General features: G+C 40.7%; 16 protein-coding genes and 1 tRNA gene. 1 reads left to right on the forward strand and 16 read right to left on the reverse strand.

What is annotated here, in order from left to right:
• Positions 1–11: 11 nt before the first annotated feature.
• From E4T92_RS01805 to glyQ, 16 genes are all read right to left on the reverse strand, one after another.
• On the reverse strand, positions 12–758 hold the full coding sequence (locus E4T92_RS01805) for an antA/AntB antirepressor family protein (RefSeq protein ID WP_135093185.1): 747 nt from the start codon (positions 756–758) through the stop codon (positions 12–14).
• The gene (locus E4T92_RS01810) at positions 748–1,041 is read right to left on the reverse strand and encodes a hypothetical protein (protein ID WP_135093186.1); all 294 of its coding nucleotides are present in this window, start codon (positions 1,039–1,041) and stop codon (positions 748–750) included. The genes E4T92_RS01805 and E4T92_RS01810 overlap by 11 nt, the downstream gene beginning before the upstream one ends.
• Positions 1,042–1,174: 133 nt before the next feature.
• A complete protein-coding gene (locus E4T92_RS01815; RefSeq protein WP_135093187.1) occupies positions 1,175–1,570 on the reverse strand; it encodes a hypothetical protein in 396 nt (131 codons plus the stop codon).
• A gap of 4 nt (positions 1,571–1,574) precedes the next feature.
• Positions 1,575–1,805, reverse strand: coding sequence for a hypothetical protein (locus E4T92_RS01820; RefSeq protein ID WP_135093188.1), 231 nt, complete (start codon positions 1,803–1,805; stop codon positions 1,575–1,577).
• Entirely contained in the window at positions 1,802–2,122 is a 321-nt protein-coding gene (locus E4T92_RS01825; RefSeq protein WP_135093189.1) for a hypothetical protein, read from the reverse strand. The genes E4T92_RS01820 and E4T92_RS01825 overlap by 4 nt, the downstream gene beginning before the upstream one ends.
• Before the next feature lie 40 nt (positions 2,123–2,162).
• Positions 2,163–2,312 carry a hypothetical protein gene (locus E4T92_RS11025; RefSeq protein WP_167366614.1) on the reverse strand — a complete coding sequence of 50 codons (150 nt, stop codon included), beginning with the start codon at positions 2,310–2,312 and terminating at the stop codon, positions 2,163–2,165.
• Between the two features lie 161 nt (positions 2,313–2,473).
• On the reverse strand, positions 2,474–2,716 hold the full coding sequence (locus E4T92_RS01830) for a helix-turn-helix domain-containing protein (RefSeq protein WP_135093190.1): 243 nt from the start codon (positions 2,714–2,716) through the stop codon (positions 2,474–2,476).
• Between the two features lie 9 nt (positions 2,717–2,725).
• Positions 2,726–2,926 (reverse strand): helix-turn-helix domain-containing protein, encoded by a 201-nt coding sequence (locus E4T92_RS01835; protein ID WP_135093191.1) that lies wholly within the window; start codon positions 2,924–2,926, stop codon positions 2,726–2,728.
• A gap of 211 nt (positions 2,927–3,137) precedes the next feature.
• Positions 3,138–4,070 (reverse strand): hypothetical protein, encoded by a 933-nt coding sequence (locus tag E4T92_RS01840; RefSeq protein ID WP_135093192.1) that lies wholly within the window; start codon positions 4,068–4,070, stop codon positions 3,138–3,140.
• Between the two features lie 217 nt (positions 4,071–4,287).
• A complete protein-coding gene (locus E4T92_RS01845) occupies positions 4,288–5,496 on the reverse strand; it encodes an integrase arm-type DNA-binding domain-containing protein (RefSeq protein WP_348631392.1) in 1,209 nt (402 codons plus the stop codon).
• Between the two features lie 319 nt (positions 5,497–5,815).
• Positions 5,816–5,892 (reverse strand) — tRNA-Ile (locus tag E4T92_RS01850).
• An 86-nt stretch (positions 5,893–5,978) separates the two neighbouring features.
• Positions 5,979–8,045, reverse strand: a complete 2,067-nt coding sequence (gene glyS, locus E4T92_RS01855) for a glycine--tRNA ligase subunit beta (RefSeq protein ID WP_135093194.1) — start codon at positions 8,043–8,045, stop codon at positions 5,979–5,981.
• Positions 8,046–8,313: 268 nt separating this feature from the next.
• Positions 8,314–8,538: a hypothetical protein gene (locus E4T92_RS01860; protein ID WP_135093195.1), complete on the reverse strand. Its 225-nt coding sequence runs from the start codon at positions 8,536–8,538 to the stop codon at positions 8,314–8,316.
• A complete protein-coding gene (locus E4T92_RS01865) occupies positions 8,535–9,812 on the reverse strand; it encodes a histidine-type phosphatase (protein WP_135093252.1) in 1,278 nt (425 codons plus the stop codon). Before E4T92_RS01865 ends, E4T92_RS01860 begins: the two co-directional genes overlap by 4 nt.
• A gap of 27 nt (positions 9,813–9,839) precedes the next feature.
• Entirely contained in the window at positions 9,840–10,487 is a 648-nt protein-coding gene (locus tag E4T92_RS01870) for a heme-binding beta-barrel domain-containing protein (protein WP_135093196.1), read from the reverse strand.
• A 47-nt stretch (positions 10,488–10,534) separates the two neighbouring features.
• Positions 10,535–11,443, reverse strand: a complete 909-nt coding sequence (gene glyQ / locus E4T92_RS01875) for a glycine--tRNA ligase subunit alpha (RefSeq protein ID WP_018356390.1) — start codon at positions 11,441–11,443, stop codon at positions 10,535–10,537.
• Between the two features lie 195 nt (positions 11,444–11,638).
• Here glyQ and E4T92_RS01880 point away from each other — a divergent pair, with 195 nt between their 5' ends.
• Positions 11,639–13,561, forward strand: coding sequence for a TonB-dependent receptor (locus E4T92_RS01880; RefSeq protein WP_135093197.1), 1,923 nt, complete (start codon positions 11,639–11,641; stop codon positions 13,559–13,561).
• Positions 13,562–13,821: the final 260 nt, after the last annotated feature.

The raw sequence follows: 13,821 nt of genomic DNA on the forward strand, positions 1-13,821 counted from the left end.
TTTTCTTTCCCCTATGCCGCCAACTGCTCGCTTAAATAACGTTGGCTTAATTTCTGCAACTGTGCCTTGCGTTCTTGATACGGCATATCTAAATTGATAAGGCTTGCATTGGTTTTTAATAAGAGTTTGAGTAAAGTCATCTGATTCACATTAAAACTATCTCGCACTCTGCCTAAAATTCCGTGCTTAGCTTTCCACTGGCGCACGTTCTCACCTAAGACAAGGCTATCTACCAGTTCATGATTAATGCTGAAATGGTGCGGTTTTAGGGCTTTTCCTTGGCGTTGATAATAGGCTTGGATTGCGTCCGTCATTTCTCGGTTATGGTCAATAGCTTCTAACCTTGCTTGGGTTTTGGCTAAAGTGTTTTTATAAACCTTTGGCGCAACCTGTTTGAGCTGTTTCTCTGCCTCGATAAAGTGCTGGCGGATAGCTCGCCCGATTTCGTTTTTCTCCATCAAGCAAAGGTGTTTGGTGGTGTCTAGGGTGATGATGTAATCAATGATAGGTTTATTATTCCCGCCTTTTTGGCTCGCCAATTTTGGCGAACCAATGGCGATATTTTGCACAATTACAAAATCTTGATTTTCAATAAATCCGGCTTGTTTAATTCGGGCTTTAATCCAGTTTGAATAATCACGGCCCACTTTCAAAAGTCGGTGTACATCTCGGGCATTAATTCCCTCTACGCCCTCAAATAAATTCAAAGGGTGAGCAAGTAGGGCAGTAATTTCGGTTTTTGCTTGGTTAGTGTTCATTTTTCATTTCTCCTTGTCGTTGTTCCATTCGTTTTAGCTGTTTTTTCAAGGCGTAAAGCTGGGTTTCTAAGGTTTCATGCTCTCGGCCCAATTTTCGCCACGGCTCTAATTCACTCTCTAAGCTGTGTATTTTGAGTTTTAGTACGTCCACCACCTCATCTATTGGATAAGGCTCAAAGTCGCTGTATAGGCTTAAAAACGTGAATATCGTTGATGATTTCCGGTAGTGTTGAATTGCTTGTTTCAGCAGTAAATCATTGTGTTTTGCAATGGCGCATTTCATTTCAATTTATCCTTTGAAAGTGAAGTTTTATTGGGGGATCTTCCTTAAAAATACGTTGGTTTGCGGATCGTTTTGGTATCAATTACGGATCGCTTCTTGGGGTTTTCTTAGTGTTTTCAGAGTGGATCTTTATTTACCTTTTCCCCCGTAAAGCACGCCGCATTTTCTTACTCACTCGGCTTAGTAACTGTTGGTGTAATGCCTTAATCTCTGCCAGTGGGTCATAGTGTTGGGAGCGTTCATTTTGAAAAACCTTTCGCGCCTCATCAGTCATTAAATCCGTTCTTACTGTGGGTTTTCTGTAACGTGGCAATCTTTCCCGACGTGATAGCATTTCTGCCTTCTCAAACTCGATTAAAGCCTGTGTGCGGTAGTCGTTAAACAATTCACTGGCTTTGGCTCGTAACGTGTGAGGTTTCATTCTTGCCGCACGCTCTTCACCTAAAACCGACTTTAAAGCGTGGGTTGCATTGCCAATCCGTGCATAGGTTTTCGCAAACTCTTCCCGTATGGCTCGCCCGTAACTCATTGCTTTAAACCTCCCTTAACTGCTCTTGTGCAATTTCAATCAAGCGATCTACATTGCCTAAGTGCCGGTGGATAGTTGCCCACATTTCCTTGTCTGTAATATCGCTTTTTAGCGGTGTGCCTTTCGCCATATTGTCGGCAATGGAAATAATCCGTTCTAAATATTCCCTCGCTTGTTGCAATGTTGGCTTTTCTTGGCTGTCATTTTCTTGAGTGCTGTTTACTTGTTCGGTCATTGGGTTAAATCTCCCTTAACGTCCACCAACGGCAAATAAACTAATTCACCTCGTTTTTTATTGCTGGTGGTCAGTCTTTCAAATTCTTGGCGTAAGGCTTGAATATCCATTAAGGCAAGGTTGGCCATCTCATTAATCAGGTCAAACACTTCATTCGGCTGCATCGGTGTTTTTGTGCCGTCAGGGTTAAGAGTTGATGCCTTGCCGGTAACGGCTGAACTTGAAAATGCCTCAATACGGCTAATCATCTCTTCAATGCCCGCCAGCGTTGCACTGTGTTGTTTTTTCTCTTGGGTTGGCGTCATTGCATTGTTCATTGTGAAAATCGCTCTATGGTTGTTAAATTAAGGATTTTGATTAGCCTTTAATGGCTAAAATAAAATTGGCTAAATTGGGTAATTGCCACAAAATCAAAGCGACAAATCCGCCTGCGCCTAACATCAATAAAAAGCACTTAATCCCGCTTGAAATGTTTTCCCCGTATTTATCCGCTCCTTGTTCGCTCATGCTTCCTCCTATGCTGATTTGTGTAAATAGATTGCTCACAAATGGAAATCTGATAGAATTTCGTCGTTGTTCCGCTTTTGGCGGTGTGATTAGCCCTGAATCTTGGCTTGGTGTGATTCGGGGCTTTTTGTTTTGTCTCATTCGTTAAATTTCCCCTCTTTTTAGCTCACTTCATTTTGGTGTAATACATAAACGCCTACTCGGTGTGTTAAGCCTGTGCTGTCGGTTTCATCTCGGTAGAAGGTATCAATCACATAACCTTTATCCCGTAGTTCCTTGATTCGTGCCGGTGGGTAGTAAATCCCTTTGGCTCTTAATTCGTGTGTACTGTGTTCTTTCTTGCGTAAACACTGCAGAATAAAAAGACGTTGTTCGTGGGTATCTGTCGTGTTGATGGTTTCCATAATGTCGCCTTATGAATTGATATAGGCTTGAATGTCGGCTAACCGCCAACGAGTAGAACGGCCACACTTTTTCGGCTGCGGAAAAATGCCGCCTTTCACGTGCTTGTAAATGGTGGTGGCTGAAAAGCCGGTAATGGCTCTTACATCTTCAAGATCTAAAAGCTGTTTTGTTGAAGGGGTGATAGATTGGTCTTTGTTTAATGTTTCCATTCTTGCGTTCTCCTGTGTTGAGGTTTGTTTTTGAACGCAATCATTAAACTATTGAAAGATTTGTAGGGGTGGTAAGTTACCAAAAATTGTTGGTAAGTTATTTTGGTAAGTGAGATAAACCCTTGTGGAGATTGGGTTGGCTGAATTTTGGTAAGTTATAAAAAATTTGGTAAGTTTTTTACAGGCAAGAAAAAAAGCGGAATTAATCCGCCTATTCATTAAGTTTTAAAGCCTCATTAAGTCGTTTTCTGATTGTTTCTGCTGATCTTATGGTTGTTTCCGGTGTGTTCAAAACTTTCGTGATATGCTCTGTTATATCCTCGCTAATTTGTTTTTTGTTGATATTTTTACCTCTGATATATTTATTCACATTAAAGTTTTGATTTGTGAGTAATTTCGCCATTGCGTCAATCATTAATAAATGCGTTTCTCGCTCCGTTGGATTATAGTTTTCAAGATTGCTTACAGGTAAAACTTCTTGGGAATTGACCGCACTTTGCTGCGCCTGTAATTGGTTTTCAAGCTCGGTGATTTTTGTTTGTAGTTCTTCTATGATACGGTCTTTATCATTATTATATTTTGGGTTAGGAATTGTGATTAATTTCATCTCTGCCAGTTTTAAAATATCATTAGCCAAAATATAAGTATTACGAATTGGAATTTCTAAATTACGCTTAGGAAAAGAAAAATTTAAAATAAAATCTGTATTTGGATAACCATTTTCATTTCCTAAAAATTTATATGAGGAATATTCATCCAGTAAAATCTTCTGTTCGCTTTCGTTAATCACTCTATTAGGTATTTGAATAAAGCCTTCAAATTGGATCATTTTTAAGTCATTATTATCGCGATAAATATTTCCCCCAAGCTCAGTTGGTTGGTGCTTTATGTCTATATTATAATCAGCCACGCTGAAAAATTTCTCGTAAGTTCTGTCTTTTGAGTTACAGTTTACAAATCCACTTAGATAAAAAAATTGGTTAAATTCAGTTTTTATTTCCGATAAAATCTTTTCCGCCCTAAAGTATAAATTTAAGTCACCATTTCTTGAAAAAGTAAAAATATTATCTATGTCTAAATTGAAATTTTGTAGTCGTTGAATATTTTTATCATTAAGAACTAAATAAGAGTTACTAATACTCATAAACGCCCCTTAACGTTGCCCTTATTTGAGGAAGTGCGACAAATAGCAATAAGGGTTACTATCTTTCAGCTTGGTTAATTACGCCCCGCCTAGTCGCACCTGTTCGGCTTGTTAGTTTTTACTGATTCTTATTTTCTCATACGTTTTTATGTGTTTCAATGTGTTTTTATACAGTAAATTAAAGTAGTAAAATGTAGCAAATATCAACCGCACTTTTCTAAATATCCACCACCGACAAAGAACAACGTTCTACATAGTCGCCCCATAGCTGCATAACCTCTACACGCTGCTCTAAATAATCGGAACGGTTGTAGGCTTTTCGGGTTTGGTCGGCGATGATATGAGATAAACAAGCCTCTACTACATCATAGTTAATCAACTGCTCATTTAGATAAGTGCTGGCAATACTGCGTAAACCGTGGGCGGTGAGCTTGCCGGCATATTTGCCACCAGCGATTAATTTGATCGCCCTATTTGCGGTTTGTGGGTTCATTGCTTGATTGGCTTTCATCTCACTTTGAAAAATATATTTTTCGCCGGCAGTGAGTTTTTTCATCTTGTCCAATAGTCGCATAGCTTGGGTAGATAACGGGACAATATGACCACGCTTACCGCCTTTCATCTTCTCAGCGGGTATCACCCATAGTCTTTGATTAAAATCAATTTCCGCCCATTCAGCACTCGATGATTCTTTAGGGCGCACCATGGTTAATAGTTGCCATTTGATTAATAGCTTTACTTGCATTGAGCTGTTGCTATCCCGTAAATCAGAAAGAAATTCAGGCAATAATTCAGGGCGGATAGTGGGATTGTTCTCGCTGGTGGGCGCACTAAAACTTGATGCCACATTCACGCACTTATTAAACTCAATCAAGCCACCATTTACGGCAAAATTTAGAATTTCATTAAGTAAACGGATCACCCGTTGAAGAGTGTCATTTATGCCACGCTCCTTGAGTGGGGCTAATGTTTCAATGACTAACTTAGGTGTGATAGCAGATACCGGCATATTGCCCAGCTTTGGGAATAAGTGCTTTTCAAGTCGTCCCCAATTCTTCTCAAGTGTCTTGGGTTGAACTTCATCCGCTTTCTTTTCCTTCCATTTCTCCGCCACGGCAAACAAGGTATTTATTAGCCGTTCTTGCTCTTCTGCGCTTTGCTGTTGCCGATATTGTTGCGGATCGATATTTTGTGCAAGCAATGATAAAAATTCATCTCTGACCTTGCGTGCTTGTGATAAAGAAATATCGGGGTATCTACCCAAGCTAATTTCTGTTCGCTTAGGTGGGTGGGTATGAGGCTTGTAATAATTAAACCGCCATAGTTTTGAGCCAGTAGATTTTACACTTAAATAAAGACCGCCACCATCAAGCAGCTTATAGTCTTTTTTACTTACCTTTGCTCGCTCTATTTCGGTATTTGTCAAAGGTTTCGTTATTCTTGCCATATTTTTTGAGTTTTAGTAGTAGGTCTATTTGAGTTTTAGTAGTACGAAAAATCGGTTTAGTAGTACGATTCAAAGTGTTTTCAAGTCTTGTATTGATTGGGTTTTGAGCGTTTTAGTAGTACGCAAATTTACTCTTTCTAAAACGTACTACTAAATGTACTACTAAAAAACATTGCTGTAAACGTATAAACTCGTAAGAAAACGTATAAAGAAATAAAGTAAAATGGCGTTGAGGCTAGTATTTATAAGGGTTTAGTTTATGAAAACGTAAGAGGAAATAAGAGGAGAAAGGTCCGTTTGGTCCCCCCTACCGGACTTGAACCAGTGACCAAGCGATTATGAGTCGCCTGCTCTAACCGACTGAGCTAAGGGGGGAAAGTGCGGTGATTATAGAGAAATAATCTGTTGAAGTCTATAAGGAAAGGGATGGTCGCTGAAAAAACAACCACCCTTATACTCAATTATTGAAGCACTGAAATATCCGCTACTTGTAAGAATAAGCTTTGTAACGTGTTCAGGATCGCCAAACGGTTGTGGCGTAATGCAGGATCTTCTGCGTTCACCATCACATTGTCAAAGAAATTGTCCACTGGTGTACGCAAGTTGGCAAGTTTATCCAACACATTCGTATATTCACCTTGAGCGATTAACGGCTGAACTTCGGTTTTCAATGCCAATACGGCTTCAGCTAAGTTTTTTTCCGCCGGCTCAACACAAGCATTTAAATTAATCTCACCGATAGTAATATCCGCTTTGGCAAGAATATTTGCCACACGTTTATTTGCCGCGGCTAAGGCTTCTGCAGAATCTAAAGTGCGGAAATGAGATACCGCACGCACACGGGCATCGAAATCAGCCGGGCGGGTTGGGCGGCGAGCCAATACAGCTTGAATCACATCCACGGCAATGCCTTCATCTTGATACCACGCACGGAAACGCCCGAGCATAAAATCAACCACATCCTCAATCACATTTTTATTGGTGAGTTTATCGCCAAAAAGTGCGGTCGATTTTTGCACTAAATCTTCAAGATCAAGAGGTAAATTTTTCTCTACGATAATGCGTAATGCACCCAATGCCGCACGACGTAAGGCAAACGGGTCGGCACTGCCTTTTGGTGCTTGTCCGATACCAAAGATCCCTGTGAGCGTGTCAAATTTATCCGCTAAAGCAACCGCACTTGCCACCAAAGATTTTGGTAATGCATCACCGGCAAAACGTGGCATATATTGTTCGTTTAACGCTACTGCCACTTCTTCATCTTCCCCATCGTGGCGAGCATAGTGCATTCCCATCACACCTTGAGTATCGGTAAACTCAAACACCATATTGGTCATTAAATCACACTTGGAGAGCAAGCCTGCACGTTTCGCTTTGGTTTCATCTGCGCCAATTTGTTTAGCAATTTCACCGGCAAGTTGCTCAATTCGAGCGGTTTTATCACGCAATGTACCAAGTTGTTGTTGGAACAATACGGTTTCCAAACGTGGTAAGCGATCCACCAATTTTTGTTTTAAATCGGTTTTAAAGAAGAATTCCGCATCCGTTAAACGTGGGCGAACCACTTTTTCGTTTCCTTCAATGATTGCACTTGGATCTTCAGGATTGATGTTGGATACAAAAATAAAGTGCGGTAATAATTTGCCCTCTTTATCATAAATTGGGAAATATTTTTGGTCGCCTTTCATGGTATAAACCAAAGCTTCCGCCGGCACCGCAAGGAAACGCTCTTCAAATTTTGCCGTTAATACATTCGGGTATTCAACTAATGACGTCACTTCATCAAGCAAATCTTCTTCAATATCAGCTACGCCACCAAGTGCGGTCGCTTTTTCTTGAGATTTTGCCAAAATTTCCGCTTTCCGCTCGTTGAAATCGGCAATCACCGAACCTTTTTCACGCAATAATTGTGGATATTGATCGGCATGTTGAATTTCAAACTCACGCTCTCCTAAAAAACGATGACCACGAATAGTACGACCGCTTGCCACACCTAAAATTTCACCTTCGATGAGTTCATCGCCAAGCAACATGGTAACAGTATGAACGGGGCGAATAAATTGTACTGTTTTATCTGCCCAACGCATTGGTTTTGGAATAGGCAATTTTGCTAAAGCGTTCGCCACAATCTCACCAAGCAAATTTTTAGTCGGCTGCCCCTCAATTTTTGCCCGATGAACCAGCCATTCACCTTTATCTGTCGCAAGGCGTTCCGCTTGATCCACCGTAATCCCACAACCACGCGCCCAGCCTTCAGCTGCTTTGGTCGGTTTGCCTTCGGCATCAAATGCTGCGGATACCGCAGGCCCACGTTTTTCAATTTCTTTGCTCGGCTGCTGTGTGGCAAGTGCCAACACTTTCACCGCCAAGCGGCGTGGTGCCGCAAACCATTCGATTTTATCAAATTCTAAGCCTGCTTGATTTAATTCTGCCTGTACGTTATCTGCAAAGGCAGTGGCTAATGTTTTCAGAGCTTTTGGCGGCAGCTCTTCCGTGCCGATTTCTACTAGGAAGTTTTGGGTTGTCATTGTTTTATCTCTTATCTAAAAATTCCGTGGGTTAAAATTACTATTTTTTGTTTTCACTTCTGCCAATCTCCCCTCTCCCTCTTTCGTGAAGAAGAATGAGGGAGATTTGCCCTCATTTCCAAAAACGAATGAATCTGTTCAATTACCGCCTCAATTTCATGCATTAGTCATATCATTACTAAAATCACATCACTGTAAAACTCGGCATCTCGTAATGTATCTTTTCCTTGATAATCAGGCTCATAATCACCGATTTTCTCTTCCAACACTATTGGTGGCGTACCATATTCTTTTTTCTTAGTGAACCCATTTTCTTATAATGTTCTTCGCTGCGTGATACACATTTCTGTTTATCATAAGAAAAATACTCTCCTGAAGAAACTAAGCAACCATACATATCCCGCTTTTCAACTATTTGTGTTGTTTGAGGTGTTTGGCTACAGGCACTTAAAACACAGACAAAAACAACCGCACTTAGGTTTTTTTTCATCATTTCTCTGTTTTCACCTTTAAACTATCCTGCAGGACCTGTTGGAAACGCTCATAGTCGCATAAGCCTTCATCATCAGGTGAACAATCTGCCAAGGTAAGTCGTGTACGATTAGGCGGTGTAGATAAACTTAACGGCGTAAGATTAATTAACTGCTCTGTGGTTTGATAAACATATTCTAAGCGGAACTGACGTTTACCACTTGAGTGATGTTTCCACACTTCAAACATCAATTTTCCGCCGATAGGGATATTTTCCAAAGAGTTTTCCAATTCATAAGGCTCCACACCAAGAGCTGCAAGTAAAGCGACGATATTGGAATCATGCCCCACTAAAAGACTGATTTTATTTTCGCTATTTAACTGTTGCTGAATAAATTGCAACAGTGGGTAAGCAACATTCTGAGCCAGTTCCCGATTATTTTTAAATAGGGTTCGATAATATTCATTTTTGATTTCATTAATCGCCTGCCATTTTTGCGCACTGTCAATGTTGCCGTTTGCAATCTCGTTTGGCGACTTACCTACATAATGAGCGAGCAATAAACTACTCACGATTTTTTTTGCCGTGCTGATAGAACCTGTGATTCGTACAGATTTCCCCTCTTGAATACTATATTCGCCTTGCTTCCCGCCTAAATCACAATCGCCTTTTTGCAAACAGTTCGGTGAATGTTTATAGTCAATTAATTCGCTTAATAAGGCATAGTTTGGTGCAAGTTTTTGCTGTAAGGCAACTAAATCAATATTCTTTTTAGCAAACTCAATCAATGTGATATCAGGATTTCGTGCCTGTGCGTGAAAAACAGGATCTTTGCCTCGACCAATCTCACCTTGATGTTGCAGTGGTACATGGCAACCGGCAAAAGCTCCTGCAATAAGAGCCTGCCCGGTGGCAATTGTTCGCTGAACACTATTGGCGTAAGCAAAAATCCCTTCGCCGCTGGCGCAACGTTCTGCGGTAAGCAAGCCATTTTGTTTCAGCCATTGTCCCAAATATTGACCAAAATAAGTTTCCAGAATCGTCCCTTTCGCTGTGAGATAACCTGAAGGGACATCCCATTTTGCCCACGAATAAGGTGAATATTTTGCCATTTCCTCTGGGTCTTTTTCGACCGGAGAACGTAATCCGTGGCGGCTGAAAATCAACACTTTATCCAACGTATAAGCATTTAATGATAAATCATTCTGTTCACTCGCCCCCGCCTCATTAATACAGATCAAAAGGCAACAAAGTGCGGTTAAATTTCGAGAAATTTTTGTAAGAAATTGTTTCATCATCAACATGACACCTTATTTAAAACATTATTCAGATTGTGCTGCCAGTGCTGTTGGATTTGACGTGGCTTCTGCAATTTTGGTTAAACGGTTACGATCCGTATGATGGAAAGGTTCATCATAGTTTGGAATAATCATCACCGTATCTTGCTCATAAGACCAGGTGCCATCATCGTTGATTTTCACCTTAATGGTATAGCTTTCAGTAGTGAAATTTTGCTCGATAAACGGATTGGAAATAATGCCGTTGGTGAGCGAACCCCGCACTGCTTTCACCGTAAATTCTTTTGCATCCGCCGGTGCATTGCCCGTTGCCATGAGCGTTTGCCCACGTGGAATACTTAAGGTAAAGAGAATATTGCCCGTTGCCGGTTCCCATAACCAATACCCCACTTGATCGTGAAAGGTTTCCACTTCATTTGGTTGAACAATGCGGGTGTGATAGCGTAAACCATAAAAAAGTTGAGGGCCGTTCGTTTGGGCATCAATGGGTTGTAATTCAATACGTTCGATATAGGGATCTTTCTCCGCACCTTCTGCTTTTGGATTGATATCCAATCCACGTTTGCCTTCCCAAATCCCCGCCATACCGGTTAAAGGTCCAAGATTAGCTAAGGTGTTGACATCAGGCTCAGCTTCCGTGTAAATGTCTTTTGGATATTGGTAATCGGTCATTCTTATCTCCTACTACATAAATATTTAAAGTGCGGTCATTTTTCGGGTTATTTTTTACAACCAGGGAAACCTAAAGCCTCACGGCTAGCATAATAGGCTTCCGCCACCCCTTTGGTTAAAGCTCGAATACGTAAAATATAACGTTGGCGTTCAGTCACCGAAATCGCTTTGCGGGCATCAAGCAAGTTAAAACTGTGTGCTGCTTTTAAAATACGTTCATAAGCCGGCAACGGTAATGGTTTTTCTAGTGCCAATAATTCTTGTGCTTCTTTTTCATATTGGTCGAAACAGTAGAATAAGAAATCCGTGTTGGCATATTCAAAATTATAGGTGGATTGTTCCACTTCATTTTGGTGGAATACATCGCCATAGGTGGTTTTGCCAAGCGGGCCGTCTGACCACACGAGATCGTACACGCTATCCACACCTTGAATATACATGGCTAAACGTTCTAAACCATAGGTGACTTCACCTGTTACCGGTTTACATTCCAAACCTCCCACTTGTTGGAAATAAGTGAATTGAGTCACTTCCATTCCGTTCAACCACACTTCCCAACCCAAACCCCAAGCCCCAAGAGTCGGGTTTTCCCAGTTATCTTCGACAAAACGGATATCGTTTTTAGTTGGATCAAAACCAAGCATTTCGAGCGAGCCTAAATACAATTCTTGAATATTATCCGGTGAAGGTTTAATCACCACTTGGAATTGATAATAATGTTGTAAGCGATTTGGGTTCTCTCCGTAACGACCATCAGTCGGGCGACGAGAAGGTTGAACATAAGCAAATGCCATTGGCTCCGGACCTAACGCACGCAATGCGGTCATCGGGTGGGACGTGCCTGCCCCCACTTCCATATCAAAGGGCTGAACAATAGTGCAACCTTGCTTTGCCCAATAATCTTGCAGGGCGAGGATCATACCTTGGAATGTTTTTACATTGAATTGACTGCTCATAATCTTGAATATTAAATGTGATGAAAAAATGACGCCATTATACTTGAAAGCAAAGGGCGGATAAAGGCGAAAAGTGCGGTGAGAAATCAATGAGTTTTTATGAATAAAATTAACACTTGATATGAAAAATCTCGATTAGGAAAGAAAAAGGAGTTATGCCAAAATACCTCTTTATTTAACCCAAGGAACCTATTGATGAAAAAGAATCTCATAACCGTCTCGCTTTTGCTCGGCACTTCTGCATTTTCTTATGCAGAATCCGGCACAGAACTTCCTACCATAAATGTCTATTCCGCCTATGCAACACCGATCAATCAAGATCAAACCGCTTCATCCGTCACGGTCTTAACCGAAAAAGATTTTGCATCACGTAATGCCACTTATGTGAGCGATGTATTGAAAACCGTACCGGGTGTGGCGATAAGCTCAAGTGGGGGACGTGGTGCCTTAACGAATTTTTATTTACGTGGCGCAGATGCAAATCACACCGTCGTTGTAATTGATGGCATAAAAGTCAATCCTATTAGCGGATACGGTTTTGATTTCGGCGGCTTATCATTAAGCAATATTGAACGTATTGAGGTGTTGCGAGGTGAGCAATCTGCCCTTTGGGGGAGTGATGCAATGGGCGGTGTTGTTTATATCACAACCAAAAGCGGTCTTTACAAAGAAAAGCCCTTTAACATTGATTTTGATTTAGGTATCGGCTCACACCGTACTCGTGATGGCTCAGTGACGATATCAGGTTATAACAGTGGGTTTTATTATTCACTTCACGGAAATAGTCACCGTACACAGGGGATTTCTGCATTAAGCAAAGATCGTTTTAATTACACAGCAGAAGACAATACTGCGGTCGCAACAGGTGGTGCAAATGAAAAAGATAAATTTCACCGCGACAACTCGTCTTTACGTTTCGGTTACGATGATGGTAGCAAAGGTTTAGAATTACAGGGTTCACACTCATCTCAAAACGTCCATTTTGATAATGGATTAATGGATGAAAAAGGACATTACACCCGAACTCGTGAAACATTGTTTAAATTAGGCGGTTACTGGGGTAATGATAAAGATCTGTTCAAACACAGCGCTTCTGTCAGCCACATTAAAACAGATAGTGATACATTCGGTTTTAGAAGTGCCTATGACGGCAAAAAATTAAACACTAACTATCAACTCGATATTAATTTTGATCGGGAAGGCTCAATTACTCAAGGGTTGAGTCTATTAGGTGAATATCAACGCACAAACTATCATTCAAGTTATTTCAATGATATTGGAGAGAAAAAACTAACAGAAAAAAGCGTAGCGGCAGAATATCGCTTGTTCAGCGAGAACGATCACAGCTTAAGCCTAAGTGGTCGTTATACCAACAGTTCCGAATATGACAATTCTTTTACAGGACGAATCTCAGGTGCTTATCGCTTTACAGCAAACATTAAAGCACACGCAAGTTTTGGCACAGCAATCCAAAATCCAACCATTACCGAATATTATGGCTATAACGGTCGTTACATCGGTAATCCGAATTTAAAACCGGAAAAAAGCCGCGGAGGTGATCTAGGCATCTTGTTGGAAACCCAGAATAAAAAACACAGTTTAGACATCACTTATTTTAATCGCCGTGTTGAACATTTTATCAGTAGCGAAATTATTGATTTCACGACCTACACCTCTCGAGCAATAAACCTTGATGGCAAAACCAAAATTAAAGGGGTAGAAATTGCATACAACGGCAAATTAACCGATGATTTAGCCGCTTACGCAAACTATACTTATACCAATAGCAAAGACAATAATGGTAACGAATTGCTACGCCGTCCTAAACACACAGCAAATGCGGGATTATCCTATCAAATCACAGAAAAATTGGGTTCGGACGTAAACATATCTTACGTTGGAAAACGAATGGACAACTATTTCTCCCCCACTTATTCCACCCACCGTACCAAATTACCATCTTATACTTTGGTAAACTTAGGCGTGAATTATCAAATTATTCCAAACTTAACGGTATATGCAAACCTAAACAACTTATTCGACAAAAAATATGAAAACATTCTTAGCTACGGTCAAGAAGGTCGCAATATTTATGTTGGATTGAAAGGTTCGTTCTAAACCAAAAGTGCGGTCACAAAAAACAACGTTCTTTGAACGTTGGCTTTGCCAACGGTCCCTCAAGGGATGACAAACGAGTAAACGAGTTTGTGAATAATTTTGACCGCACTTTAGAACCACTCTAGCATTATGTAGCAAATGCACAAAAACAGAAATTTTAACAGAATGCAGGGACACACTTCGTGTGTCCGTAACGTATTGAAATGATTTGATTTATAACGGACACACGCAGTGTATCCCTAGAGGAGAACCAAAAACAA

It is taken from the genome of Pasteurella sp. WM03, assembly GCF_004570945.1.
Lineage (GTDB): Bacteria > Pseudomonadota > Gammaproteobacteria > Enterobacterales > Pasteurellaceae > Rodentibacter.

What these genes read in the sequence shown, in the direction of transcription:
- E4T92_RS01805 (WP_135093185.1), bottom strand. Translation starts at nt 758, where the DNA reads ATGAACACTAACCAAGCAAAAACCGAAATTACTGCCCTACTTGCTCAC.
- E4T92_RS01810 (WP_135093186.1), bottom strand. Translation starts at nt 1,041, where the DNA reads ATGAAATGCGCCATTGCAAAACACAATGATTTACTGCTGAAACAAGCA.
- E4T92_RS01815 (WP_135093187.1), bottom strand. Translation starts at nt 1,570, where the DNA reads ATGAGTTACGGGCGAGCCATACGGGAAGAGTTTGCGAAAACCTATGCA.
- E4T92_RS01820 (WP_135093188.1), bottom strand. Translation starts at nt 1,805, where the DNA reads ATGACCGAACAAGTAAACAGCACTCAAGAAAATGACAGCCAAGAAAAG.
- E4T92_RS01825 (WP_135093189.1), bottom strand. Translation starts at nt 2,122, where the DNA reads ATGAACAATGCAATGACGCCAACCCAAGAGAAAAAACAACACAGTGCA.
- E4T92_RS11025 (WP_167366614.1), bottom strand. Translation starts at nt 2,312, where the DNA reads ATGAGCGAACAAGGAGCGGATAAATACGGGGAAAACATTTCAAGCGGG.
- E4T92_RS01830 (WP_135093190.1), bottom strand. Translation starts at nt 2,716, where the DNA reads ATGGAAACCATCAACACGACAGATACCCACGAACAACGTCTTTTTATT.
- E4T92_RS01835 (WP_135093191.1), bottom strand. Translation starts at nt 2,926, where the DNA reads ATGGAAACATTAAACAAAGACCAATCTATCACCCCTTCAACAAAACAG.
- E4T92_RS01840 (WP_135093192.1), bottom strand. Translation starts at nt 4,070, where the DNA reads ATGAGTATTAGTAACTCTTATTTAGTTCTTAATGATAAAAATATTCAA.
- glyS (WP_135093194.1), bottom strand. Translation starts at nt 8,045, where the DNA reads ATGACAACCCAAAACTTCCTAGTAGAAATCGGCACGGAAGAGCTGCCG.
- E4T92_RS01860 (WP_135093195.1), bottom strand. Translation starts at nt 8,538, where the DNA reads ATGATGAAAAAAAACCTAAGTGCGGTTGTTTTTGTCTGTGTTTTAAGT.
- E4T92_RS01865 (WP_135093252.1), bottom strand. Translation starts at nt 9,812, where the DNA reads ATGAAACAATTTCTTACAAAAATTTCTCGAAATTTAACCGCACTTTGT.
- E4T92_RS01870 (WP_135093196.1), bottom strand. Translation starts at nt 10,487, where the DNA reads ATGACCGATTACCAATATCCAAAAGACATTTACACGGAAGCTGAGCCT.
- glyQ (WP_018356390.1), bottom strand. Translation starts at nt 11,443, where the DNA reads ATGAGCAGTCAATTCAATGTAAAAACATTCCAAGGTATGATCCTCGCC.
- E4T92_RS01880 (WP_135093197.1), top strand. Translation starts at nt 11,639, where the DNA reads ATGAAAAAGAATCTCATAACCGTCTCGCTTTTGCTCGGCACTTCTGCA.